General features: G+C 69.4%; 24 protein-coding genes. 8 read left to right on the top strand and 16 right to left on the bottom strand.

The genetic code is table 11. From position 1 onward, the window contains the following. Window positions 1–30 precede the first annotated feature (30 nt). On the bottom strand, window positions 31–1569 hold the full coding sequence (locus AB0M63_RS28060; RefSeq protein WP_366021380.1) for an AMP-binding protein: 1539 nt from the start codon (window positions 1567–1569) through the stop codon (window positions 31–33). A gap of 64 nt (window positions 1570–1633) precedes the next feature. Here AB0M63_RS28060 and AB0M63_RS28055 point away from each other — a divergent pair, with 64 nt between their 5' ends. From AB0M63_RS28055 to AB0M63_RS28045, 3 genes are read left to right on the top strand one after another with little or no spacing between them, the layout of a single operon-like run. Continuing rightward, the gene (locus AB0M63_RS28055; protein WP_366021379.1) at window positions 1634–2653 is read left to right on the top strand and encodes a ferredoxin--NADP reductase; all 1020 of its coding nucleotides are present in this window, start codon (window positions 1634–1636) and stop codon (window positions 2651–2653) included. 4 nt (window positions 2654–2657) lie between these two features. Beyond that, complete coding sequence (locus tag AB0M63_RS28050) at window positions 2658–3377, top strand: enoyl-CoA hydratase/isomerase family protein (RefSeq protein WP_355916087.1); 720 nt, start codon at window positions 2658–2660, stop codon at window positions 3375–3377. Further along, window positions 3370–4179 (top strand): alpha/beta hydrolase fold domain-containing protein, encoded by an 810-nt coding sequence (locus tag AB0M63_RS28045; protein WP_366021378.1) that lies wholly within the window; start codon window positions 3370–3372, stop codon window positions 4177–4179. The genes AB0M63_RS28050 and AB0M63_RS28045 overlap by 8 nt, the downstream gene beginning before the upstream one ends. On the opposite strand, the gene AB0M63_RS28040 is transcribed toward AB0M63_RS28045, so the two are convergent. From AB0M63_RS28040 to AB0M63_RS27970, 15 genes are all read right to left on the bottom strand, one after another. After that, the gene (locus tag AB0M63_RS28040) at window positions 4133–4705 is read right to left on the bottom strand and encodes a TetR/AcrR family transcriptional regulator (protein ID WP_355916093.1); all 573 of its coding nucleotides are present in this window, start codon (window positions 4703–4705) and stop codon (window positions 4133–4135) included. The genes AB0M63_RS28045 and AB0M63_RS28040 overlap by 47 nt on opposite strands. Window positions 4706–4798: 93 nt before the next feature. Beyond that, window positions 4799–5767: an LLM class flavin-dependent oxidoreductase gene (locus tag AB0M63_RS28035; protein WP_366021377.1), complete on the bottom strand. Its 969-nt coding sequence runs from the start codon at window positions 5765–5767 to the stop codon at window positions 4799–4801. 1 nt (window position 5768) lies between these two features. Then, complete coding sequence (locus AB0M63_RS28030; RefSeq protein WP_355916098.1) at window positions 5769–6080, bottom strand: DUF1330 domain-containing protein; 312 nt, start codon at window positions 6078–6080, stop codon at window positions 5769–5771. 14 nt (window positions 6081–6094) lie between these two features. After that, window positions 6095–6283, bottom strand: coding sequence for a ferredoxin (locus AB0M63_RS28025; protein ID WP_355916101.1), 189 nt, complete (start codon window positions 6281–6283; stop codon window positions 6095–6097). Next, window positions 6280–7572: a cytochrome P450 gene (locus tag AB0M63_RS28020; protein ID WP_355916103.1), complete on the bottom strand. Its 1293-nt coding sequence runs from the start codon at window positions 7570–7572 to the stop codon at window positions 6280–6282. The genes AB0M63_RS28025 and AB0M63_RS28020 overlap by 4 nt, the downstream gene beginning before the upstream one ends. A gap of 70 nt (window positions 7573–7642) precedes the next feature. Beyond that, on the bottom strand, window positions 7643–8494 hold the full coding sequence (locus AB0M63_RS28015; RefSeq protein WP_366021376.1) for an NAD(P)-dependent oxidoreductase: 852 nt from the start codon (window positions 8492–8494) through the stop codon (window positions 7643–7645). Then, complete coding sequence (locus AB0M63_RS28010) at window positions 8494–9078, bottom strand: DoxX family protein (protein WP_366021375.1); 585 nt, start codon at window positions 9076–9078, stop codon at window positions 8494–8496. Before AB0M63_RS28010 ends, AB0M63_RS28015 begins: the two co-directional genes overlap by 1 nt. Next, window positions 9075–9992, bottom strand: a complete 918-nt coding sequence (locus AB0M63_RS28005) for an alpha/beta fold hydrolase (RefSeq protein WP_366021374.1) — start codon at window positions 9990–9992, stop codon at window positions 9075–9077. The genes AB0M63_RS28010 and AB0M63_RS28005 overlap by 4 nt, the downstream gene beginning before the upstream one ends. Beyond that, window positions 9989–11647 (bottom strand): OB-fold domain-containing protein, encoded by a 1659-nt coding sequence (locus AB0M63_RS28000; RefSeq protein ID WP_366021373.1) that lies wholly within the window; start codon window positions 11645–11647, stop codon window positions 9989–9991. The genes AB0M63_RS28005 and AB0M63_RS28000 overlap by 4 nt, the downstream gene beginning before the upstream one ends. Beyond that, window positions 11644–13020 carry a cytochrome P450 gene (locus AB0M63_RS27995; RefSeq protein ID WP_366021372.1) on the bottom strand — a complete coding sequence of 459 codons (1377 nt, stop codon included), beginning with the start codon at window positions 13018–13020 and terminating at the stop codon, window positions 11644–11646. Before AB0M63_RS27995 ends, AB0M63_RS28000 begins: the two co-directional genes overlap by 4 nt. Window positions 13021–13056: 36 nt before the next feature. After that, window positions 13057–13251: a ferredoxin gene (locus AB0M63_RS27990; RefSeq protein WP_355916121.1), complete on the bottom strand. Its 195-nt coding sequence runs from the start codon at window positions 13249–13251 to the stop codon at window positions 13057–13059. 42 nt (window positions 13252–13293) lie between these two features. After that, complete coding sequence (locus AB0M63_RS27985) at window positions 13294–14661, bottom strand: ABC transporter substrate-binding protein (protein ID WP_366021371.1); 1368 nt, start codon at window positions 14659–14661, stop codon at window positions 13294–13296. Between the two features lie 41 nt (window positions 14662–14702). Next, window positions 14703–15908 (bottom strand): CoA transferase, encoded by a 1206-nt coding sequence (locus AB0M63_RS27980; RefSeq protein ID WP_355916127.1) that lies wholly within the window; start codon window positions 15906–15908, stop codon window positions 14703–14705. Then, entirely contained in the window at window positions 15905–17344 is a 1440-nt protein-coding gene (locus AB0M63_RS27975) for an aldehyde dehydrogenase family protein (RefSeq protein ID WP_366021370.1), read from the bottom strand. The genes AB0M63_RS27980 and AB0M63_RS27975 overlap by 4 nt, the downstream gene beginning before the upstream one ends. Next, window positions 17341–18075, bottom strand: coding sequence for an SDR family oxidoreductase (locus AB0M63_RS27970; protein ID WP_355916132.1), 735 nt, complete (start codon window positions 18073–18075; stop codon window positions 17341–17343). The genes AB0M63_RS27975 and AB0M63_RS27970 overlap by 4 nt, the downstream gene beginning before the upstream one ends. Window positions 18076–18312: 237 nt before the next feature. Between AB0M63_RS27970 and AB0M63_RS27965 the strand changes: the two genes are divergently transcribed. From AB0M63_RS27965 to AB0M63_RS27945, 5 genes are read left to right on the top strand one after another with little or no spacing between them, the layout of a single operon-like run. Beyond that, the gene (locus AB0M63_RS27965; protein WP_366021369.1) at window positions 18313–19017 is read left to right on the top strand and encodes an SDR family NAD(P)-dependent oxidoreductase; all 705 of its coding nucleotides are present in this window, start codon (window positions 18313–18315) and stop codon (window positions 19015–19017) included. Further along, window positions 19014–19631: a carboxymuconolactone decarboxylase family protein gene (locus tag AB0M63_RS27960; protein ID WP_366021368.1), complete on the top strand. Its 618-nt coding sequence runs from the start codon at window positions 19014–19016 to the stop codon at window positions 19629–19631. Before AB0M63_RS27965 ends, AB0M63_RS27960 begins: the two co-directional genes overlap by 4 nt. Window positions 19632–19635: 4 nt before the next feature. Next, window positions 19636–20901 (top strand): aromatic ring-hydroxylating dioxygenase subunit alpha, encoded by a 1266-nt coding sequence (locus AB0M63_RS27955; protein WP_355916141.1) that lies wholly within the window; start codon window positions 19636–19638, stop codon window positions 20899–20901. Continuing rightward, window positions 20888–21208 (top strand): hypothetical protein, encoded by a 321-nt coding sequence (locus AB0M63_RS27950; protein WP_355916144.1) that lies wholly within the window; start codon window positions 20888–20890, stop codon window positions 21206–21208. The genes AB0M63_RS27955 and AB0M63_RS27950 overlap by 14 nt, the downstream gene beginning before the upstream one ends. Before the next feature lie 6 nt (window positions 21209–21214). Next, a complete protein-coding gene (locus AB0M63_RS27945) occupies window positions 21215–22432 on the top strand; it encodes an amidohydrolase family protein (protein ID WP_366021367.1) in 1218 nt (405 codons plus the stop codon). The last annotated feature ends 25 nt before the right edge of the window (window positions 22433–22457 follow it).

Here is a 22457-nt window from a genome sequence, read left to right as displayed (position 1 = left end):
CCTCCTTCGCAGATTACGAGAATCCTATTCTCACTCTTGACGGGCTGCAATATCCCTACGGAGAACGAACTTCTGGACCTTGCCGCTTGCGGTGCGCGGGAAGTCGTCGACGACATACAGTTCTTCCGGCCACTTCTGCCGGGCGAGGCCCACGGAGGCGAGGTGGGCGCGGAGTTCGTCGAGGGTGGGCTCGGGGTGACCCGGCCGCAGCCGCACGACGGCCGCCGCGTGCTCGCCGAGGCGGCTGTCCGGCGCCGCGACCACTGCGGCCTCGGCGACGGCCGGCAGGGCGAGGAGCACCTCCTCCACCTCCAGCGCGCCGATGTTCTCGCCGCCGCGGATGATGATGTCCGCCTTGCGGTCGGTGATGGTGAGGTAGCCGTCCTCGTCGAGTTCACCGATGTCGCCGGTGTGGTACCAGCCGTCCGCGTCGAAGGCGCGCTCGGTGAGGGCCGGGTCGGTGTAGCCGAGGCACAGGTCCGGGCCGCGGCTGAGGATCTCGCCGTCGTCGGCCAGCCGGATCTCCACTCCGGTCAGCGCGTCTCCGTCGGTGTAGAGCCGTTTGTCCTCGGGCGCGGTGTGGCTGGAGGCCGTGATCGAGGGGTGTTCGGTGCTGCCGTAGGCGCGGAAGACGGTGATGCCGAGGTCCGCGAGCCGTCTGGTCACCGTGTTCGGTACGGCCGCGCCGCCGAGGCCCGCGTACTTCATGCGGGTCAGGTGGGCGGGGGTGAAGTCGGGGTGGTCGAGCAGGCTCGTCATGTAGTAGGCGGCGCCGCCTCCCACGGTGAGTCCGTCGCGGGCCATCAACTCCAGGGCGAGGCCCGGGTCCCAGGTGTCGGCGAGGTTCACCGGGGAGCCGTCCAGGACGGGGATCAGGAAGGCGTTCACCATGCCGATGAAGTGGCCGACGGGCGCGGAGGTGAGCTGGTGGCCCCGGTCGGGCGGGTAGCGGCCGGCCAGTTGACGGGTCTCGAAGCCCAGGGTGCGGTGGCTGTGCACAACTCCCTTGGGATCGCGGGTCGTTCCGCTGGTGAAGGCGATCAGCGCGGGTCCGGAGGGGTCCGTCGGGAGGACTCCCGGCAGTGGTTCGTCGGCGAGCAGGTCGTCGAAGTCCCTCCCCACGACGCCGACCACGGGGATCTTCGCGCTCAACTCGGGGTCGTGGCGCAGGTGTCCGAAGCGTTCGGCGGTGACGAAGACCTTGGGTTCGACCGTGTCCAGGATGTAGCCGACTTCCTTGCGTCCGTAGAAGTGGACGATCGGCACCACGACCGCACCGAGGAACGCCGACGCCCAGAAGACGGCGGCGGCCTCCATCCAGTTGGGCAGTTGGAGCGCCACGACGTCACCGGGGCCGACGCCCCTCTCGCGCAGGCCGGCGGCGAGTCGGCGGGCCGTCAGTTCGACCTCGGCGAAGGTGCCTTCCCAGGGCCGGACCGCCGAGTGCACGCGGAACGCGGCTTCCGGGGCCGCCGTCAGTCCCCGCGCCAGCAGGTCACCGATCGTCTCCCTGGTCCACCAGCCTTCCGCCTCATAGCGGTCGACCAGTTCAGCGGGGATCGTTCGCACGACAGGAACTTCCTCTCGTCATTGAGAATTGCACTCTCTCAGAGCGAGAAGGTAAATTCCATACATGGGACGAGACCACGGGTTCCACCCGGTGCGGATCACACGGATCATCCAGGAGACGCCCGACACACGGACGTACGTACTCGACGCGCCCTTCCCCTACCGGGCGGGCCAGTTCGTGACGATCAAGGCCTGTGGCACGCTGCGCAGCTACTCGATGTCCAGTTCGCCGGAGACGGACGCCGAGTTGATGACGACGGTGAAGCGGGTTCCGGGCGGTCTGGTGTCCAACTGGATGCACGACCACCTCGCGCCCGGCGATGTCGTCGAGACCACGCTGCCCGCAGGCGTGTTCTGCCTAAGAGAGGAAGGCGAGACACGCGGGGGCCGTGAAATCGGTGCTCCGGTGGTGGCGTTCTGCGGAGGTAGCGGGATCACGCCGATCCTCTCGCTCGCGAAGTCCGCGCTGGCCGGCACCGGGCGCCCGGTACGGGTCCTGGCCGCCGACCGGGACGCGGGCGCCGTCATCTTCGCGGCGGCGCTCGGCGAGTTGGCCGAGCGGTATCCGGACCGGTTCGAGATCCGGCACCACCTGGACGACCGGCAGGGGTTCGTCACCGAGGAGTCGGTGCGGGAGTTCGTGGGCGGCGACACGGACGCGGACTTCTACCTCTGCGGGCCCGCGCCCTTCATGGAGTTGGTGGAGAACGCCCTTCTCGCCCAGGGAGTCCTCCCGGAGCGGATCTTCGTCGAGCGGTTCGCGCAGACCACCGATCCCCCGCCCGCACCCGAAGAGGCCCCCGAACAGGACGGCACGCTCACGCTCGTGCTCTCCGGCAAGCGGCACACGCTCGCGCAGCGCTCCGGCGAGACGTTCCTGGAGAGCGCGCGTCGGGCAGGTCTGGCCCCGCCGTTCTCCTGCGAGGCGGGCAACTGCGCCACCTGTATCGCCCAAGTCACCGAAGGCGAGGCCAAGATGCGCGTGAACAACGCGCTCGACGAGGACGAGATCGCCGAGGGCTGGGTCCTGACCTGCCAGGGCGAGCCGACCGCACCACACGTCACTGTCGAATACGAGGACTGAGGCCATGGACGTAGATCTCGAACTCGACGAGGGCCTGGCGGTCGTCACGATCGACCGCCCCCATGCCCGCAACGCCATCGCCCCCACCACGATGGACGAACTCGACAAGGTGCTCGACGCGGCCGCGGGCGCCAAGGCCCTGGTCATCACGGGCGCCGGCGACCGGGCGTTCGTCTCCGGCGGGGACCTCAAGCAGCTCAGTGCGATCCGGACCGAGGAGGACGCGATGGCCATGGCCCTGCGGATGAGGGGGATCTGCGACCGCATCGCGGGCTTCCCCGGGCCGGTGATCGCCGCGTTGAACGGACACGCCTTCGGCGGTGGCGCCGAGGTCGCGGTGGCCGCCGACATCCGGGTCGCCGCCGACGACATCCGGATCGGCTTCAACCAGGTGGCGCTGGCCATCATGCCCGCCTGGGGCGGCGCCGAGCGGCTCGCCCAACTGGTCGGCAGGGGCAGGGCGTTGATGCTCGCCGGTGCCGGGACGGTGCTCGACGCCACCGAGGCGCACCGCGCCGGACTGCTCGATCTGGTGCTGCCGCGCGCCGAGTTCGCCGAGGGCTGGCGCACCCTGGCCAGATCGCTGGCCACCAATCCGGCGCGGGAGATCAAACGGGTGATGAGCGGAGCCGTCCCGGAGGAGGAGGCCGCGCGCGCCTTCGCCCGGCTCTGGGTGTCCGACGAGCACTGGCAGGCAGCGGAGAGGGTGATGTCCCGTGGGTGACACACGAGTCGGGGCGACCGGAGCGGACGCCGACCTGAGCGACGTACGGGCGCACACGGACCGTCCGGCGGGCAGCGACGGTCGGGTGCGGGTCGAGTCGAGCCCGGTCGGGCCGATCGTCCGGCCGCCGGATGCGACCGATCTGGTGGTGCTGTATCTGCACGGGGACCGGCAGTTGTCGGGTTCGCCGGAGTCGGCGGTGGACCTGGCCGAGCGGCTCGCGCTGCGCACGGGGGCGGTCGTGGTGTGCCCGCGGTACCGGTCGTCGTTCCCGGGGGCGCTCGACGACGTGCACGCCGTGTACAGCTCGTGCCAGGCCCGTGGTCCGGTGGCGCTGGCGGGTGAGCGGCTGGGGGCGGGGCTCGCGGCCTCGCTGCTGGTGCGGCTGCGGGACATGGGGGCGCGGGAGCCGGAGTGCGCGGTGCTGAGTTCGGCCTTGCTCGATCTGACGCTGGACGCGCCGAGTCTACTGCTCAACGCGGCCGCCGATCCCGGCTTCGACTTCGACGAACTGCGGCTGCACGCGGCCCGGTTCGCGGCCGGCGCCGATCGCACCAACCCGCTGTTGAGCCCGCTGCACGCCAACCTGCACGGGCTGCCGCCGATCCAGCTCCTGGTGGCGGGGACCGATCCGCTGCTGGACGACTCCCTGTCGTTCGCCGCCCGCGCGGCCCGTTCCGGGGTCACGGTGGATCTTCGGGTACGGCCGGACGCGGTGAGTCTGCAACCCGAGAGCGTCGCGGCCATGGCCGATTTCATACAGGCATGGGCCCGAGCAGCACGCCCATCACCTCGCGGATGATCTCGGGGTAGTCGGTCTGCTCCTCGTCGAGCATCCACTGCTGCTGGACCCCGTCCAGCATGGCGACCACGGCCGTGGCGGCGGCCCGGGGGGTCAGACCGCTCGGCAGGCGGTCGCCGTAGAGGCCGGTGAGGTGCTCGACGGTGTGGTCCTGGATCGCCCGGTAGTAGTCGTGGCAGAACCGCTGCACTTCGTCGCTTCCGGTGACGCCCTCGGCAACGAGCACGCTGTGGATCTGGGCGAGACCGGGGTTCTTGTGGTCGTAGGTGATGACCTCGGCGAGCAGTCCGGGCAGGTCCTGGCCGGCGTCCGCGTGGAGGGCGGCCAGGTGTTCGCGGGCGAGGTCCTCGCGGAGCTGGACGAGGGCGAGGAGCAGCCGCTTCTTGCTGGGGAAGTAGTGCAGGACGCCCTGCCGGGTCAGGCCGGCGCGCTCGGCCACGGCGTCGATGGATGCCTTCTTGTAGCCGCGCTCGGCGAACACCGCGAGCGCGGCCACAAGGATCTCGTCGTGTCGGGCCGTCGTCATTGAGCACCCCTTCCGCCACCGCAACACCGATGTGACATTACGGTTGCCGTGGCGGTGAGGCGACCCTTCCGGCCATTCTAGGCCGACGTGTGTCTAACGCGCCGTCTTCCGGTGTGCGTCGGCGAAGGCGCGCAGTTCGCGTGCCACGTCGGGCCCGGACGGTGTGTAGACGATCTCCTGGAATCCGGCCGCGTCGAGCGCGGCCAGCTGCGCCCCGATGCCCGGCGCGTCCGCCACCAGGCTGGTGAGGTCGATGTGCGGGAGGAGTTCCTGGTCCCGCTCGGTGAGCCCGGTGACATGGCCCTCGAAGGCCAGGAGATGGCGTTCGCCCTCGGGGGCGAGCGCTTCGAGGGTCTTGCGCCAGGCCTCGCCGCCGGGCAGCGCGTCGACCGCCTCGGCGCCGCGTGAGGCGTAGGCCTCGTGCCAGGGGACGACCCGCCACGGGCCGATGGCCTCGCGCACCCGCGCCGATCCCGGTTCCTCGCCGGGGTCGAGCACCGTGCCGGACACGATCATCGCGGACGGCAGTGTCGGGTGGACGGGGCCGATGATGCCGTCGGCGACCTCGCCGGCCAGCTCGGCGCCCCGGGGGCCGAACACACTGAGCCACAGCGGGACTTCGAGCGGGCGGGGCGCGGCGCGGTCGCTCGCGTGCAGCATGCGGACCGGGCTGCCGTCCACTGTCACGGTCTCGCCGGCCAGCAGGCCGCGCAGTGCCGTGACGTACTCGGCGAGGGCCGTGAGTTTCATGGGGCGTTGGCCGATGGCAAGGCGCGCCGTGAAGCCCGTGCCGAAGCAGGCCCGGAAGCGCCCCTCGGAGAGGCGGGCGATCGTCGCGATCCCGGATGCCATCGTCATCACCGAGCGCTGGTCCGGCACCAGGACGGCCGAACTCAGACCGATGCGGGACGTCTCCCGGGCGGCCAGCGCGAGGTGGACGAAGGGGTCCTCCCACAGCGGGGCCGACTCGTAGATCCATGCTCGCGTGTAGCCCAACTCCTCGGCGAGTACGACGAGTTCGGCGAAGTCGGGGCCGGGGGGCAGGCCGCAGGACAGTTCCATGTCACGCCCCCTGCGACGGCATCTCGAAGCCGGCGACGAGCACGGCGCGCGAGTCTGCGGCGGCCTGCCGCAGGGGCTTGGCGCGCCCGTACTCCTCCGACTCGTACCAGGCCCTCGCGGCTTCGACGGATTCAAATTCGAGAATGACGGTCTGGTCCCCGTGCCACTCGCCCTCAAGAACCTCCGGCCGGCCGTCGACCGCGAGGATGGACGCACCGGCCTGGACGATCGACGCCCCCGCTGCCTGACCGTAGGCGGCCATCCCGGCCGGGTCCTTGATGGCCTCGGTCACAATCACGTAGCCCTTGGGCATGTACTCGTTCTCCTCTAACTCACTGTGATCGCACGCTCCGGGCAACTGCCCAGAGCTGAACGGACCGCCTCCTGATGCTCCGCGGGGACTTCGGGCAGCAGGACTTCGGCGTATCCGTCGTCTGTCAGGTCGAACACCTCGGGGCAGATCGACCAACAGATTCCGTGGCCCCGGCAGCGGTCCGGGTCTACGGAGGCTTTCATCGCGTGGGCTCCTCGGCGAGCGTGAACTCCAGGTTCAGGTGGGTGAGTCCGCGCAGGATGTACGTCGGCAGGTAGCGGTAGTTCCGTGCGTCGGCGGGGCCGTGCACGCGCTCCGAGATCCTGATGTCCGTCGTCCGGTCGAGGATGCGCTCGATGCCGACGCGGGCCTCGGCACGGGCGAGCGGGGCGCCGGGGCAGGTGTGCGGGCCGCGGCCGAAGGCGAGGTGGTGGCGGGCGTTGGCACGGGCCGGGTCGAAGGTCTCCGGGTCCTCGAAGTGGCGCGGGTCGCGGTTGGCGGCGCCGTTGAGGACCATGAGGGTGGTGCCGGCGGGGAGGTCGACGCCGCCGACGGTGGACGGGACGCGGGAGAGCCGGAAGTCGCCCTTGATCGGGCTCTCGGTGCGCAGCGTCTCCTCGATGAAGTTCGGGATGCGGTCGCGCTCGGTGCGCAACAGCCGCTGCAGATCGGGGTCTTCGGCGATCAGCTTGAGGGCGTTGCTCAGCAGCCGGACGGTGGTCTCCTGGCCGGCCGCGAACAGGTTGGTGGCGACGCGTGCCACATCGGCGACGTCGGGGGTCGAGCCGTCGGCGAACTTCGCGGTGGCCAGGCCCGTGATCACGTCCTCGCGGGGTTCGCGCCGGCGCTCCTCGACATAGGCCGAGAACTGCCCGTACAGGTACTCCAGCGGTGAGTACGACACCTCGCCGTCGGTGCTCCCGATGCCGGCCTGCGGCCGGTGTTCGAGGCCCTCGACGAACGAGTTGCGGTCCTCGTCGGGCACGCCGAGCAGGTCGGCGATGACCCGCAGCGTGAAGGGACCGGCGAACCCGCTGATGAAGTCGCCCTCGCCGGCCGCCAGATACGCGTCGAGCTGGGCGTCGGCGAGGTGCCACATCGACGCCTCGTTCTCCTTGAGGCGGCGCGGGGTGATCAGCCGCATCAGCAGTCCGCGGTGATCCGTGTGCATCGGTGGGTCGAGCGTCGGCAGTTGGTCGCTCATCGGGAGCTGGTCGCGGTACTGCTCGATCAGCGCGCTCACGTCGTCGCCTTCGAGCGGGACGGGGAACCCGGGGAAGGGGCCGGTCACCGAGAGGCAGGACGAGAAGGTGTCGGAGTCGTTGAGGACCTGGATCGCTTCGTCGTACCCGGTCACCATCGTCACGTCGTGGTGGCTCTCGCGGAGCACCGGGCACTTGCCGCGCAAGGCCTCCAGGTAGGGATAGGGGTCCGCGACGACCTCGTCGTCCTGGAAGAAGTCGATCGCCTCGAAGTCCTTCACGGTGTGCACGGTTCCCTTCCGTCACCAGTCTGACGACGAGCGACGATATCAATCTTCTCCGGTCACAAGAAGGCCGTTTTCACTTTCGTGGAGCGGGAGTCGCGGTCGCCGTGAGGCACTCTTGTCCCATGTGGTCGAGGGCCGCGTCGGCCGCCGCCAGTACCGAGCCGGTCGGCACGCCCGCCGCCTCGGCGAGGCCGGCCAGCAGCTTGACGTCCTTGCGGAGGAGTGGTCCGGCGCGCTCCGCGAGGCGGTCGAGGGTGCCGCCGCCCTCCTTCACCCGGTCGAGCGCGAAGCTCGCTCCGCTGCCGTGGAGGACGACGTCGGCGAGGGCGCCGCGGTCGATACCGAACTCCGGCGCGAGCGCGAGGGTGTCGGCCGCGGTCGCCAGGTTCGCGGTGAACAGGAGGTTGTTGAGGAGCTTGGTGATCTGTCCCGAGCCGAGCGGGCCCATGTGGACGACCGGATCGCCGAAGGCCTCGAACACCTTGCGGCAGTAGGCGACCGTGCCGGACTCGCCGCCCGCCATCACCAGCAGCCGGCCCTCGGCGGCCGCCTTCCCGCCGCCGCTGACGGGCGCGTCGACCACGGAGACGCCGTGCACCTGGGCGCGCTCGGCGAGCCGCCGGCAGGTGTCGGGGTGGACCGTGCTGTGCACGGCGATCACACCGCCCCGCCGCAGGCCGGTCAGTACGCCCTGTTCGCCCGTGACGACCTGTTCGACATCGGCGTCGTCGACGACACAGACGCACACCAGGTCGCTGGCCGCGGCCAGTTCGGCCGGAGACGCGGCGCGCCGCGCCGCCGTGTCCGCGAACGCGGCGAGCGTGGCGGGGCGGCGTGCCCAGAGCGTCGTGGCGAAGCCGGCCTCGACGATCCGGCGTGCCATGGGCGCGCCCTGGCTGCCCAGCCCGATGAATCCGACGCGCATCAGCGGGCCTCCTGGTCGACCGACTCCGGGGCGTTCGCGGGCTTCGGCACGGCCGCGGCCTCGGTATCCGTGCCGGTCGCGGGCTCCGGCTTCGGTTCCGGTCGCCAGAACACGCCCAGCAGTCCGGCGGTCGCCGCCACGGCCACCCCGAGGGCGACGGCACCGCCGGTCCAGCCGGTCACATCGATACCGGCCGCGTGGTCGACGGACCAGCGGCCGGGGCCCAGTACCGCGAGCGCCAGGGCGACGACGGCGAGGGTGAGGACGTACTCGTAGCCGTCCTTGAAGACGAAGAACCCGTTGGGCCGATGGGCGAGCAGGCCCGCGACCAGCATCACCGAGATCACGGCCGCGCAGGCCAGCGGTGTGAGGAGACCCAGGATCAGCAGGACGCCCGCGCCGACCTCGGTGAGCACGCTCATCCAGGCCTGCAGCACGCCCTGTCTGAGGCCGAGTCCGGTGAACCAGCGGGCGGTGCCCTCGATCCGGCCGCCACCGCGCCAGTGGTTGAGCCCGTGCATGATCATGATCAGTCCTACGACCACTCGTACGAGCAGCAGTACCGCGATGTCGGCGTCAGTCATCCGGCCCTCCGTGGCAGATGGTCGATCTCGCCGTTCTCGTATCCGAGAACGCACTCCTCCACGAACGAGAGGATCTTCAGGTGGTACCCGGTCGCGGTGCGTCCGATGCTCAAGTTGTGGCCGCCGTCGGCCTGTTCGTCGGTGACGACCCGCGGGGAGGCGGTGAACAGGCTCGCGATGTCGGCCATGGCCTCGGGCCCGGAACTCCATACGCGTTCGTGGTCGCCGAGCGTGTAGTGGACGGGAGTCCTTACGCGGGCGGCGAGTTCGGCGAACTCCAGCGGCCAGCGGCGGGCCACGGTGGACTCGTAGCGCGGGCCCAGGGACTGGATGCGGGCGGCCCCGACGACGTCGTCCGGATACAGGCGCGCCGGTTCCCACAGCAGATCGCGCAGGCCGGGTCCTGGCCGTCTCGGCACGGCGGGATCGCGCTGCCTGAAGTCGAGGATCTCGACGGCCGCAGGCGCGTGGTGGCGGCCGGTACCGGCGATCTCCAGGCCGAGAAGGTCGTTCCGCCGTTCGTCGCCCGCCATGCGGACGCCCAGGTCGCAGCCGATCGAGTGCGCCCACAGGAAAAGCCCCGCCCCGCGCGGACGCGCGGCGAGCAGCCGGTCGACCGCTCCGTAGGCGAGGTCGACGCGCCGTGCGGGGGAAGCCATGCTCTCGGCGTGCGGAGCCGAACTTCCGTAACCGGGACGGTCGATGGCGACGACGGTGAAGTCGAGTGCCGCGGCGATGCGCAGGAGGGACAGTCGGGGCTGGTCCGGGTAGTCGAAGTAGCTCGACGTCACCGCTCCCCCGTGCAGCGCGACGACGACCGCGCGCGGGTCGCGGGCCTCGCACAGCAGCGCCGACACGGGGACGCCGTCGACGTCGACGACATGCGGAACGACGTCCGTGGTACGGGAGTTCATCCGTCCGCCCGGAGGAGGAGCACGCCGCTCGGAGCGAGGCCGCCGGTGCTGACCGCCGCGATCCGCGCGCCCGGCACCTGCCGCGCCCCGGCCGCGCCGCGCAGTTGGACGATCGCCTCCTCGACCAGCCCCATGCCGTGGGTACGGCCGTGGGAGAGCTGTCCGCCGTGGGTGTTCAGGGGCAGGACGCCGTCGCGGGCGATGTTCTTGCCGCCGTCCAGGAAGTCCTTGGCCTCGCCGATGCCGCAGAATCCCAGTCCCTCCAGCCAGGAGAGGCAGTTGAAGGTGAAGCCGTCGTAGAGTTCCGCGATGTCGACGTCCTGCGGGCGCAGGGTGGTGCGCGACCACAAGTGGGCCGACTGGCCCAGGACTTGGGGTTCGTGGGTGAGGGTGCTCTGGTCCCATTCGAGGCGTTCCAGGAGCTGGGTGCCGACGGCTTCGACGAAGACGGGCGGCTGGGCCAGGTCCCGGGCGGTGTCCACGGCCGACACGATGACGGCGACCGCGCCGTCGCAGGGTACGTCGCAGTCGTAGAGGCCGAAGGGTGTGGTGATGGGGCGGGCACTCAGGTAGTCGTCCATGGTGAGCGGCTCGCGGTAGATCGCGGTGGGGTTCAGCGCGGCGTTGGCCCGCTGGTTGAGGGCGATCCAGCCGAGGGTCTCGCGGGTGGTGCCGTAGCGGTGAAAGTGGCGCTGGGCGTTCTGGGCGAGGGTGTGCGCCGCCGAGACACCGCCGAACGGCTTGATCCAGCCGTCCAGTTGGCGCGGCTGGTCCACTGCGATGCGTCCGCGCCGTACGAGTTCGCCGTACGACGCCTCCCACACCGTACGGAAGCACAGCACATGCCGGGCGAGGCCGCCGGCGACGGCGAGCATCGCGGAGACCAGTGAGCCGCCGGGGCCGAAGGTCTCTCCGCCGCCGTTGTACCAGGTGGGTTCGAGGCCGAGGGCCGACTCCAGGGCGGTCACCCCGCCCTCGCTGAAGCCGCCGTGCGGGGTGGGGCCGGGGTAGGTCGCCAGGCCGTCGATGTCGGCGGCGGTGAGTCCGGCGTCGGCGATCGCGCGCTCGCAGGCCTGGACGGTCAGGGACACCGGAGGGACCAGCAGGCGGCGCCCCAGTTCGGACGCGCCTACGCCGGTGATCGCGACCTTGTCCTCGAACTTCTCGGTCGTCACCATCGGCCGTACGCGGCGGGCGAGTTGGAGTGTCTCCTCCTCGCCGAGCGGCAGGGTGCGTTCGGCCGGCTGGTCGGGGGCCGGGCGGAACAGGGGCAGCCAGGCGTCCTCGACCTGTTCGAAGACGACCTCCATCCGCATGCCCAACTCCAGCTCGTCCGGCTCGCATTGGACGGCGTTGGTGGTGAGCCGGACCCGGGGGTCCTCCTCCACCGCGACCTGCGCCACCACATATGGTGCGGGCAGGCCGGGCAGGGCGAAGCGGTGGTTGACGGTGAAGCCGATCAGGGTCGCGAAGCCGGAGACCGCCCGGACGCCGATGTCGTGCCCGTGGCAGTACCGGCAGACCGGCTGCGGCGGGTGGATGAGGGCCGCGCAGGACCCGCACTCCGCCAGCCGCAGCCGGCCGTCCGCGCCGGAGGTCCAGAAGAACTCGTTCTCCTCCGTGACCACCGGACCGGGACGCTGATGCTCTGTCATGTGTCGATCCGTGCCTTTGACTTGCGGATGGTGACCGGTTCGGCGAGGCGCTGTTCGTCGCAGACCTTCTGGAGTTCGGCGAGGGTCTCGTCGAGTCCGGCGCCGAGCCGCTCGCCCGGGGTGAAGGTCGCCGGGAGGTGGCGCATGCCCTGGATGACGCCGATGGTCTCGTAGTGCACGGCGCCTTCGGGGTCGCAGTGGTAGTCGGGCATGCGGTCCAGTACGGCCGTCACCATCCGCTTGAACACGGTGCGGGCCACGTTGGAGCCGATACAGCGGTGGATGCCGAGGCCGAAGCTGCTGTGCCGGTTTCCCTTGCGTTCCATGTCGATCGTGTCCGGGTCGGGGAAGACCGACGGGTCCCGGTTGGCCATCGCCCAGGAGAGCCAGAGGCGTTCGCCCTCCTTGAACTCGGTGCCGGCGATCTCGCAGTCGGCGGTGATGGTACGGCCGTCTCCGGGTGCCGGGGTGTAGAAGCGCAAGAACTCCTCGGTCGCGGAGTCCAGCAGGGTCTTCCGCTCACGGCTCAACCGCTCGCGCTCCTCCGGGTGTTGGGAGAGCCATTCGAGGGAGTGGGCGGTGAGCGCGGTGGTGGTGTCGAAGCCGCCGCCGATCAACAGGGCGCACACGCCGAGGAGTTCGCCGTCGTCGGGGTTGCGGCCGTTGATGTCGGCGCGGACCAGTGCGTCGACGAGGCCCGGTCGGGGGTTCTTGCGGATCTCCGCGAGTTGGGCCATGAGGTCCATGCCCATCTTGCGACTCAGGTCCAACACCCTTTGCATGTCGGGTGAGTTGGGGGGCGTGTAGACGGAGGCGTGGGCCGGTTCGTTGTAGATGGTCCAGTGCGCCAGCGGGATGCCCATCATCGCCAGGGTGAGCACGGCCGGGACGATGTTGGCGAGGTCGTCGACGAAGTCGATGCGCCCGGACTCGATCTTCTCGTCGATGCTCGCGCGGACGACCTCGTCGACGAACGGGATCCAGCGCTGGATGGCCGCCGGTGACAGATAGGGGTTGAGGGTCTGCCGGTAGTACCGCTGCTCCGGCGGGTCCATCTCCAGGAAGCCGCCCCGGGCTTCGCGGGCGCGGGGTGCCGGGGGGATGGAGATGCCCTTGTAGCCGCGCCGCTCGTTCTTCACGTCGTGGTCGTTGGAGAGGAACTCCGCGGACCTCGCGAGTTCGAACACCTCACGGTTGCCGCTGGCCACCCAGTGGCCGCCGTGGGTCTCCGTCCAGGCGATCGGACACCGGCCGTGCAACTCGTGCGTGATCTCCTCGAACCGGTCGCGGTAGTCGGGGGTGTGCCGGTCGAAGTGCACCAGGTGGTGCTTGCGGCCGCCGTCGTCGTCGACGGCCGCGTCGTCCGTGGTCATGCGGAGTCCTCTCCTGCTCGGTGGCTGAGGTGGGGGTCAGGAGATGAGAGAGATCGCCCGTTCCGGGCAGGACAGGACCGCTTCACGCACGGCACTCTCCTGGTCGGCGGGGACGTCCTCGTCGATGACCGAGGAGTGCCCGTCGATCTCGCTGAGTTCGAAGCTGTCCGGAGCGTGCATCGCGCAGAGCGTGTGGCCCTGGCAGCGCTCGGGGTCGACTCGTACCTTCACGGTCCTTCCTTCCTGCCGCGGTGAACGGGGGACGAGGTGTGCCTACTTGAGGTCGGACAGCGACTTGCCGACGTCCGCGAGCGTGACCGGCTTGCCGTAGTTGCCCGTGAACTTGTAGACGGGCGCGTCACAGCGGTAGGCGCCTTCGGTGGGCTTGAAGTCCGCAGGCACCCAGCCGCTGGTGGTGGCCTTCTCGACGTTGAAGCACTTCACGGGCTCGTCGGGCGAGGACAGGTTCACCGGGGCCTGGAGCCCTCCTCCGGTCCACTCGGTCTGCTTCTTGGCGTTCGCCAGGACACAACTGCGGGTCAGTTCGGCGCAGTCGCGGGCGGCGGTGGCGAACAGCAGCCAACTGGAGAAGGCGTGCACGGCGGGCAGGGTGATCTGCGCGTCGGGCGCGTACTTCTTGAACAGGGCGACCATTTCCTTGGTGGCCGGGTTGTCGTCGGCCTTCTCCAACGGGTAAGTGCCGTCGATGGAGGCGAAGTTGGTCTGCGCGCTCAGAGCGGTGTCGGCCAGCTTGAGGAAGGCGGGGCCGTAGGCGTTGTTGTTGGAGTCGATCCAGTCGAGCTTGTAGTCGATGTTGGTGAGCGCCTGCTCCAGCTTCGCCAGTTGGGTGAAGTCCCCCAGGAAGACGAGTCCCTTGACCTTCTTCGTCTTGATGGACTGGGCGTACGGCGTCCAGTCGGAGACGCCCTGGGCGGGGTAGAGGTCGGAGTAGGTGACCTTGCCGCCCATCGCGGTGAGGACTTCCTTGTCCTGCGCGGCGAGGGCCTTGGTGACGGGCACGTCTCCGGTGATGATGCCGACGCCGCTCGCCGAGGCCGGGTACGCCTCCTTGAGCAGCCAGGAGTAGTAGCCGGCGTAGGGCGAGTAGCCGGTGGAGGCGCCCTGGGTCATCACCTGGAGGTCCGCGCCGAGTTCGGAGGTGACCTGTGCCGGGAACTCGGGGAGCAGGCACTTCAGGCGGGTCTTGACGCCCAGGCCGTCGAGGGCGGCACCGCCGCCCACCTCGAAGAAGTCGGTGCGGCAGGCCGAGATCATCTGCTGGTTGACCTGCATGAGCTGGGCGTCGTGCGACACGGGCGTGATCTTGCGTCCGTTGATGCCGCCGGCGGCGTTGCACCATGAGCTGAAGACCTTGGCCGCGTTCTCGAACTCCGGGTTCTTGGTGAACCCGACGTCGGTGAAGACGCCGACCTTGATGTCGGTGGCGGTGACGCCCTGGCTGGTGACGGTCTTGGCCGTGCCCTTGCCGCAGACGGACTTCAGGGTGCCGAAGTCGGCCGTCGCGGTGTCGGCGGCTCCGGTGGTCGAAGGGCTGGTGGTGTCCGCGGACTTGGTGCGGCCGGAACATCCCGCCGCGGCCGCGAGGGCCAGGACCAGCGCGGGGATGAGCAAGCGTCTCATCGGTTCTCCTCGTTGAGAATGTGAGTCTCGCTGTCGGGTGATCAGGTGACCGCGCCGGCGGCCTTGAGCGCGATGATGCGGTCCCAGTCCAGGCCCAGTTCGAGGAGGATCTCCTCGGTCTGGGCGGCGAACTCGGGTGCGGGTGCGAGGTGCGGGGGCTGTACGTCGAACTGCACGGGGCTGGAGACGAGTTCGAGCTCTCCTGCCGGGAGCAGGTACTCGTTCGCCCTGATCTGCGGGTCGTCGCCCACTTGCAGGGAGTTCTGCACGGGGGCCCATGGGCCGGCCAGGGTGGCGAAGCGCCGGCTCCACTCCGCGAGGGTGCGGGTGGCGAGGACCTCACGGAGGATCTTGACGGCCTCCGCCGTGTTCGCGACCAGGTGCTCGGCGGTGTCGAAGCGGGGGTCGTCGACGAGTTCGGGGCGGTCGATGTGCCGGCACACATCGGCCCAGAACTTGCCGGGCTGCATCATGACGAACGCCAGATGGTGGCCGTCGGAGGTCTCGTAGAGCCCGGACAGGGGGTTCGCCACGGAACCGTGGGTGCCCACGGGCGGCGGGAGCCAGGGCTTGCCGAGGTGCAGGGAGAGCGCGGTGGCGTGGCCCATCGCCCACAGGCCGCTGCCGAGCAGGGAGACGTCCACGACCGAGGGTTCGCCGGTGCGCTCGCGTTTGAGGAGCGCGGCCGCGATGCCGCCGGCGAGGTTGGTGCCGGAGATGGTGTCGCCGTAGGCGGGCGAGGGCGGGTTGATGATGCCGTCGGTGCCTTCGGGGGTGATGCTCGCGGCGGTGCCGGCGCGGGCCCAGAACGCCGTCATGTCGTAGCCACCCTTTACCGCCTCCGGTCCGCGCGGCCCGAAGGCGCTGCCCCGGGCGTAGACGATGCGGGGGTTGACGCTACGGATGTCGTCGACGTCGATGCCGAACCTGTCCCGGTGGCCGGGAAGGAAGCTGGTCAGGAACACGTCCGCGTGCCGGGCCAGTTCGTACAGCACCTCCTTTCCCTCGGGTTTGGAGATGTCGAGGCCGAGGCTGCGCTTGCCTCGGTTGGCGTGCTCGACGTTGGGGTTGGGGTCGCCCTCGACGCGCATCGTGCCGGTCTGGCGGAGGCCGCGTTGCGGGTCGCCGGTGACGGCGTGCTCGACCTTGATGACGTCCGCTCCCCAGTCGGAGAGGACGGCTCCCGCCGAGGGGACGAAGCCGTACATGGCGACTTCGAGGACACGGATCCCTGCGAGCGGCATCATGACCGGACCACGACCGCGAAGGATTTGTACTCCAGGAACTCCTCCAGTCCGGGAACACCGCTCTCCCTGCCGATGCCGGACTGCTTGTATCCGCCGAACGGCACGTCCGCGGCGAAGTAGTTGCCGCCGTTGATGCTGAAGGTGCCGGTGCGGATCCGGCGTGCGAGGGCGATGGCCCGCTCGTCGTCGGCGCTCTGGATACCGCCGGAGAGGCCGAAGACGGAGTTGTTGGCGATGCGCACGGCGTCGTCATCGTCGTCGTAGGGAATGACGACGAGGACGGGTCCGAAGACCTCGTCCTGGGCGATCTCGCTGTCCGGGTCGACGTTGCTGAGGAGCGTCGGCTTGTAGAAGAAGCCGGGATCGACCTTCTCGCCGCCGGTGACGAGGTTCGCGCCTGCCGCGACGGCCCTCTGCACCATTCCGTCGACCTTGTCGCGCTGGCGTTCGCTGATGAGCGGGCCCGCGAAGGTCTTGGGGTCGGCTGGGTCGCCGAGCGGGATACGGGCGAGGCCCGCCGCGACCTTCTCGACGAGCTCGTCGTGGTGCTCCCTGGGCACGAGCAGCCGTGAGGTGAGCGCGCAACCCTGCCCGGAGTGGGAGCAGATGGTGCCGGCCGCGAACATGGCGGCGGTGGCGAAGTCGGCGTCGTCGAGGACGATCATGGCGGATTTCCCGCCGAGTTCGAGGAAGACCTTCTTCACCGTGCGGCTGGCGGCCTCCATGATGCGGCGGCCGGTCGCGGTGGAACCGGTGAAGGTGATCATGTCGACGTCGGGGTGCGTGGTGAGCGCCTCGCCGACCTCGGCGCCGGAGGAGGTGAGGACGTTGACCACGCCGGGCGGGAAGTCCGTGTGCTCGGCGATGAGTCGGCCGAGGAACAGGGTGGTCAGCGGGGTGTCCGGGGCGCCCTTGAGGACGACCGTGCAGCCGGCCGCGAGGGCGGGGGCGAGCTTGGCGAGGGCCAGTTGGTTCGGGTAGTTGTAGGCGATGATCGCGGTGACGACCCCGGCGGCCTCCTTCTCCACCCAACGGCGGTGACGCTGGCCCCGGATCTCTACCTCGCCCAGCTCCTCGGTCAGCGGGTACTTGCGCAGCAGGTCGGCGTAGAAGCGCACCAGCTTGACGGGGTCGTCGAGTTGGGGGCCGTAGGTGAGCATGCGGGGCGCGCCGACCTCGGCGATCGTCAGCTCGCGCAGTTCCTCGACGTGGTCGAGGAGCGCCTGGTGCAGTTGGTCGAGACAGCGGATGCGTAGCTGTACGTCGGTGGCCCAGGCGGTGGTGTCGAAGGCTGTGCGGGCGGCTGCTACGGCGGCCTCGGCCTGGGCGGTGGTGGCGTCGGGGGCGTTGCCGTACACCTCGCCCGTGGCGGGGTTGAGGGAGGGGAACGTCCGCTCCGCGTCGACCAGTTGGCCGTTGATGAGAAGGCGGGTCACAGCCGCACCACCTGTCCGCCGTCCACGCTGATGGTCTGTCCGGTGAGCCAGCCGGCGTCGTCGGAGAGCAGGAAGAGCACGGTGGGGGTCAGGTCGCCGGGGGTGCCCATCCGTTTGATGGCGAGGGCCTGGGTCATCCGGTCCTGGAACTCGACCGGTACGACGGTCGCCGTGGCCTCGGTGTCGGTGGGGCCGGGGGCGATGCCGTTGACGCGGATGCCCCGGCCGCCGAGTTCGGCGGCGAGGGACGCGGTGAGGTGGTTGATGCCGATCTTGGCCAGACCGTAGTAGCCGCTGGCCATGTAGGCGGCGGCGGAGGACTGGTTGACGATCGCGCCGCCCTCGCTCATGTGCGGGACGGCGGCCCGGGTGACGTACAGGGCGCCCATCAGGTTCACCTGGATGAAACGGTTGAGATAGTCGAGGTCGACGGTGGTGAGGCCCTCGCGCCGCATGCTGTGGTAGATCGCGGCGTTGTTGATCAGGTAGTCGATGCGGCCGAACTCGGCGACGGTGGCGGCGGCCAGCGCGTCGGCCGAGGCGGGGTCTCCGACGTCGACCTTGACGAAGAGCGCGGACTCCCCCAGCTCCTTGGCGACCCGCTGCCCCTGCTCCTCGTTGATGTCCGCGACCACGACCCGTGCCCCTTCGGCGGCCAGCGCCCGGGCGTAGTCCTCGCCGATTCCCTGTCCCGCTCCGGTGACGATCGCCACCTTGTCCTGGAACCGCATCCTGTTCTCCTCGCATGGATGGGCGGCTTGCTCCAATGAAGCGGAAACTACATTCTCCTTATACGCGAATCAACCATCCGGAAGCGAGAATGTCATCCTGGCCGGTTGGGTGGCAGGTGCACGGAGGGCGGCGAACAGCCCCCGCCTGCGGGGGACTTCCGGAAGCACGGGAGACGAGAATACGCTTCTCAGATCCGGAAGGGAGATTTTCATGATCGAGACGAAGGGGGTTCCGGCATGAGGACAGCCCTCGTCACAGGCGGCGGCTCCGGCATCGGACTGGCCATCGCACAGCGCCTGGAGGCCGACGGTCTGCAGGTCGCCACCCTCGACCTCAATCCGTCCGACAGGGGCTTCTCCCGAAAGGCCGACGTCTCCGACCGGGCCCAGGTGGACGAGGCGCTGGCCGAGGTCCGGGAGCAGCTCGGTCCGGTCACGGTTCTGGTCAACGCGGCGGGAATGGAGGGCTACAAGCGCTTCGCCAACCTCACGTTCGAGGCCTGGCAGCGGGTCGTCGACGTCAACCTCAACGGCGTCTTCCACTGCGTCCAGGCCGTCCTGCCGGACATGGTGGAGGCCGGCTGGGGGCGGATCGTCAACATCTCCTCGTCCAGCGCGCACTCGGGCCAGCCGTTCATGACGCACTACGTGGCGGCCAAGTCGGCGGTCAACGGCCTCACCAAGGCGCTGGCCCTGGAACTGGGCCCGCAGGGCATCACCGTGAACGCGGTGCCGCCCGGCTTCATCGACACCCCCATGCTGCGCCGCTCGGAGGAGCGCCGACTGCTCGGCGGGACGGTCGAGGAGCACATCCAGCGCACTCCGGTACGACGGGTCGGGCGCCCCGAGGACATCGCGGCGGCCTGCTCCTTCCTCGCCTCCGAGGAGGCCGGCTACATCACAGGCCAGATCCTGGGCGTGAACGGCGGTCGGAACACATGAGCGAGCACGGTGAGAGCCCGACCGGCCACCGCGAGAACGGCGGGAGCACCCCCGAGAACCCCGTCCGCATCTCCCCCGTGCCGTACGACGAGTGGGACCACGACCTGTTCTCGGTCATCAACCACCCCAGGAAGCTGCCGGAGGCCAACGTCCTGGGGATCTTCCAGCGGCATCCGGCCCTGGCCCGGGCGTTCCTGACGTTCAACATGCACCTCAACACCTCGACCCTGCCGGTGCGCGTCCGCGAACTGGCCGTCATGCGGGTGGCCTGGCGGCGGGGCAGCAAGTACGAGTGGGCCAGCCACGTCCTGATCGGCCGGAAGTTCGGGGTGACCGAAGCCGAGATCGAGGAAGTCCGCACCGGCGCCGACACGTTGCTCAACCGCGCGGTGGACGAACTGGACACCGACTCGGGCCTGTCGGACGCGACCTACGCGGCGCTCGCCGTCGACCTGGACGAACGTCAGCTCATGGACCTGGTCTTCACCATCGGCGCCTACACGATGCTCACGATGGCCCTCAACACCTTCGGCGTGGAACTCGACCCCGTGATCTCGGACGAGAACTTCAGTTTCCCAAAACGAGAATGGTATTCTCACAAGCGAGAGGGGTGATCCCATGCCACACTTCGCCAAGCCGGCGGCCGGAAGCTGGACCGAGAACTACCCCGAGCTGGGCACCAGCCCGGTCAACTACGAGGACTCCATCGACCCCGCGTACTACGAGGCGGAGAAGGAGGCGATCTTCAAGAAGACCTGGCTGAACGTCGGGCGGGTCGAGCAGGTCCCCAAGGTCGGCAGCTACTTCACGAAGGAGCTGGCCGTCGCCGACACCTCACTGGTGATCGTGCGGGGCAAGGACAAGGAGATCCGCGCCTTCCACAACGTCTGCCGCCACCGCGGCAACAAGCTCGTGTGGAACGACTACCCGGGCGAGGAGGTCAAGGGCACCTGCCGCCAGTTCACCTGCAAGTACCACGCCTGGCGCTACAGCCTCGACGGCGATCTGACCTTCGTCCAGCAGGAGAAGGAGTTCTTCGACCTGGACAAGGCGGACTACGGCCTCAAGCTGGTCCGCTGCGAGGTCTGGGAGGGGTTCATCTTCGTCAACCTCGACCCCGACGCCCAGCCGCTGAAGGAGTACCTCGGCGAGTTCGCCAAGGGCCTGGAGGGCTACCCCTTCCACGAGATGACCGAGGTCTTCACCTACAAGGCCGAGATCGGCAGCAACTGGAAGCTGTTCATCGACGCGTTCGCGGAGTTCTACCACGCGCCCGTCCTGCACATGAAGCAGGCCGTCAAGGACGAGGCCGACAAGCTCTTCAACGTCGGGTACGAGGCGCTGCACTACGAGATCCACCCCCCGCACTCGATGATCTCCTCCTGGGGAGGCATGTCGCCGCCCAAGGACCTGACCATCGTCAAGCCCATCGAACGCGTGCTGCGCAGCGGCCTGTTCGGCCCGTGGGAGGCGCCCGACATCGAGGGCCTCGACCCTCTGCCCCCCGGCCTCAATCCTGGCGGGCACCGCGCGTGGGGCAACGACTCCTTCGAGTTCTTCCCCAACATGACCCTGCTGATCTGGAAGCCCGGCTGGTATCTGACGTACCACTACTGGCCGACGGCGGTCGACAAGCACATCTTCGAGGCCAACCTGTACTTCGTGCCCGCCAAGACGGCACGCGAACGGCTGAAGCAGGAGCTGGCGGCGGTGACGTTCAAGGAGTACGCCCTCCAGGACGGCAACACGCTGGAAGCCACCCAGACGATGCTCAAGAGCCGGGTCGTCACCGATTTCCCGCTCTGCGACCAGGAGTTGCTGCTCCGCCATCTGCACAAGACGGTCGCCGACTACGTCAAGGAGCACACCGATGCTGCCCAGTGAGTTCGCGGCCCTCGAACCGTTCAGCGAGTGGGTCCTGGAGTCCGAGCGCGACCGCTACAGCAAGCGCCTGGCCAGCTCCATGGAGGAGATGCAGGCCTTCTACGACGCCGCGTTCCCGCTGCTGGAGCAGGCCTCCGACCACCTCGACAAGTTCCCGCTGGCCGAACTGCCGGAGCAGGAGCGCAACTTGCTGCTCCTGATGTTCTCCCTGGTGAACGTGTCGTTCCCGGTCGAGGTCTGGAAGCAGGCCCGGGTGCCGGACAGCGGGGCCGCCTACATGGACCTCGTCGTCGAACCGAAGGTGTGATCCCTCGTGCTCACGCTCAAAGCGGCGCGTGTACTGCACGTGGAGACGGGCGAGTTGGAGGAGCCGGGCGTGATCACGGTCGACGGCGACCGTATCGCGCCCGGCGCGGGCACCGGCGAGGGCGAGGTTCTCGATCTCGGTGACGTCACTCTCCTGCCCGGTCTCATGGACATGGAGGTCAACCTCCTGATGGGCGGCCGGGGAGAGACGCTGGCGCTCTCCCCCGTCCAGGACGATCCCCCGCTGCGGATGCTCCGTGCGGTGGGCAATGCCCGGCGGACCCTGCGCGCGGGGTTCACCACGGTCAGGAACCTCGGCCTGTTCGTGAAGACGGGCGGCTATCTGCTGGACGTCGCGCTGGCGAAGGCCATCGACGCCGGCTGGATCGACGGTCCGCGCATCGTCCCGGCCGGACACGCCATCACACCGACCGGCGGACATCTGGACCCCACGATGTTCGCCGCGTACGCCCCCGGAATCATGCCTCTCTCCCTGGAAGAGGGCATTGCCAACGGTGTCTCCGAGGTGCGCAAGGCAGTCCGTTACCAGATCAAGCACGGGGCACGGCTCATCAAGGTCTGCGCGTCCGGGGGCGTGATGTCCCATACGGGCACCCCCGGCGCGCAGCACTACTCCGACGAGGAGCTGCGGGCCATCGTCGACGAGGCGCACCGGCGCGGACTGAAGGTGGCGGCCCACACCCATGGGGCCGACGCCGTCCGCTCGGCGGTGGAGGCCGGCATCGACTGCATCGAGCACGGCTTCCTGCTCGACGACGACACCATCGCGCTGATGGCGGAGCGGGGCACGTTCCTGGTGCCGACGACCGCTCTCATCGAGGGGATGGACATGTCCCGTTCCGCGCCCGAACTGCGGGAGAAGGCGGCCGAGATCTTTCCCCGGGCGAAGACCGTGGTGTCCAGGGCCGGCAAGGCGGGTGTCCGGATGGCGCTGGGCACGGACGCGCCGGCGATCCCGCACGGCCGCGGCGCCCAGGAGCTGATCGCTCTGGTCGACCGCGGGATGACTCCCCTGGAGGCGCTCCAGGCGGCGACCGTCAACGCGGCGGAGCTGATCGACGCCGACGACCGGGGCCGTATCGCCGAGGGGCTGCTCGCCGACCTGATCGCGGTGCCCGGCAATCCGCTGGAGGACGTCTCCGTGACGGCGGATGTGCGGTTCGTGATGAAGGGCGGGAAGGTGTTCCGCGACGAGCGCGGCTGAGGGCACGTCGTCGACACCGTCAGGG

Source organism: Streptomyces sp. NPDC051576, from assembly GCF_040681835.1.
Classification (GTDB): domain Bacteria; phylum Actinomycetota; class Actinomycetes; order Streptomycetales; family Streptomycetaceae; genus Streptomyces.
The sequence above is the reverse complement of the archived record's forward strand: the minus strand, read 5'-3'. Positions and strand labels throughout refer to the sequence as shown.

Excerpts from the sequence above, each read along its gene's own strand:
- AB0M63_RS28000 (WP_366021373.1), bottom strand. The coding sequence starts at position 11,647 with ATGACAGAGCATCAGCGTCCCGGTCCGGTGGTCACGGAGGAGAACGAG.
- AB0M63_RS28040 (WP_355916093.1), bottom strand. The coding sequence starts at position 4,705 with ATGACGACGGCCCGACACGACGAGATCCTTGTGGCCGCGCTCGCGGTG.
- AB0M63_RS27995 (WP_366021372.1), bottom strand. The coding sequence starts at position 13,020 with ATGACCACGGACGACGCGGCCGTCGACGACGACGGCGGCCGCAAGCAC.
- AB0M63_RS27965 (WP_366021369.1), top strand. The coding sequence starts at position 18,313 with ATGAGGACAGCCCTCGTCACAGGCGGCGGCTCCGGCATCGGACTGGCC.
- AB0M63_RS28015 (WP_366021376.1), bottom strand. The coding sequence starts at position 8,494 with ATGCGCGTCGGATTCATCGGGCTGGGCAGCCAGGGCGCGCCCATGGCA.
- AB0M63_RS28010 (WP_366021375.1), bottom strand. The coding sequence starts at position 9,078 with ATGACTGACGCCGACATCGCGGTACTGCTGCTCGTACGAGTGGTCGTA.
- AB0M63_RS28035 (WP_366021377.1), bottom strand. The coding sequence starts at position 5,767 with ATGGAACTGTCCTGCGGCCTGCCCCCCGGCCCCGACTTCGCCGAACTC.
- AB0M63_RS27985 (WP_366021371.1), bottom strand. The coding sequence starts at position 14,661 with ATGAGACGCTTGCTCATCCCCGCGCTGGTCCTGGCCCTCGCGGCCGCG.
- AB0M63_RS28055 (WP_366021379.1), top strand. The coding sequence starts at position 1,634 with ATGGGACGAGACCACGGGTTCCACCCGGTGCGGATCACACGGATCATC.
- AB0M63_RS27970 (WP_355916132.1), bottom strand. The coding sequence starts at position 18,075 with ATGCGGTTCCAGGACAAGGTGGCGATCGTCACCGGAGCGGGACAGGGA.
- AB0M63_RS28025 (WP_355916101.1), bottom strand. The coding sequence starts at position 6,283 with ATGAAAGCCTCCGTAGACCCGGACCGCTGCCGGGGCCACGGAATCTGT.
- AB0M63_RS28005 (WP_366021374.1), bottom strand. The coding sequence starts at position 9,992 with ATGAACTCCCGTACCACGGACGTCGTTCCGCATGTCGTCGACGTCGAC.
- AB0M63_RS28030 (WP_355916098.1), bottom strand. The coding sequence starts at position 6,080 with ATGCCCAAGGGCTACGTGATTGTGACCGAGGCCATCAAGGACCCGGCC.
- AB0M63_RS28050 (WP_355916087.1), top strand. The coding sequence starts at position 2,658 with ATGGACGTAGATCTCGAACTCGACGAGGGCCTGGCGGTCGTCACGATC.
- AB0M63_RS27960 (WP_366021368.1), top strand. The coding sequence starts at position 19,014 with ATGAGCGAGCACGGTGAGAGCCCGACCGGCCACCGCGAGAACGGCGGG.
- AB0M63_RS27955 (WP_355916141.1), top strand. The coding sequence starts at position 19,636 with ATGCCACACTTCGCCAAGCCGGCGGCCGGAAGCTGGACCGAGAACTAC.
- AB0M63_RS27950 (WP_355916144.1), top strand. The coding sequence starts at position 20,888 with ATGCTGCCCAGTGAGTTCGCGGCCCTCGAACCGTTCAGCGAGTGGGTC.
- AB0M63_RS27980 (WP_355916127.1), bottom strand. The coding sequence starts at position 15,908 with ATGATGCCGCTCGCAGGGATCCGTGTCCTCGAAGTCGCCATGTACGGC.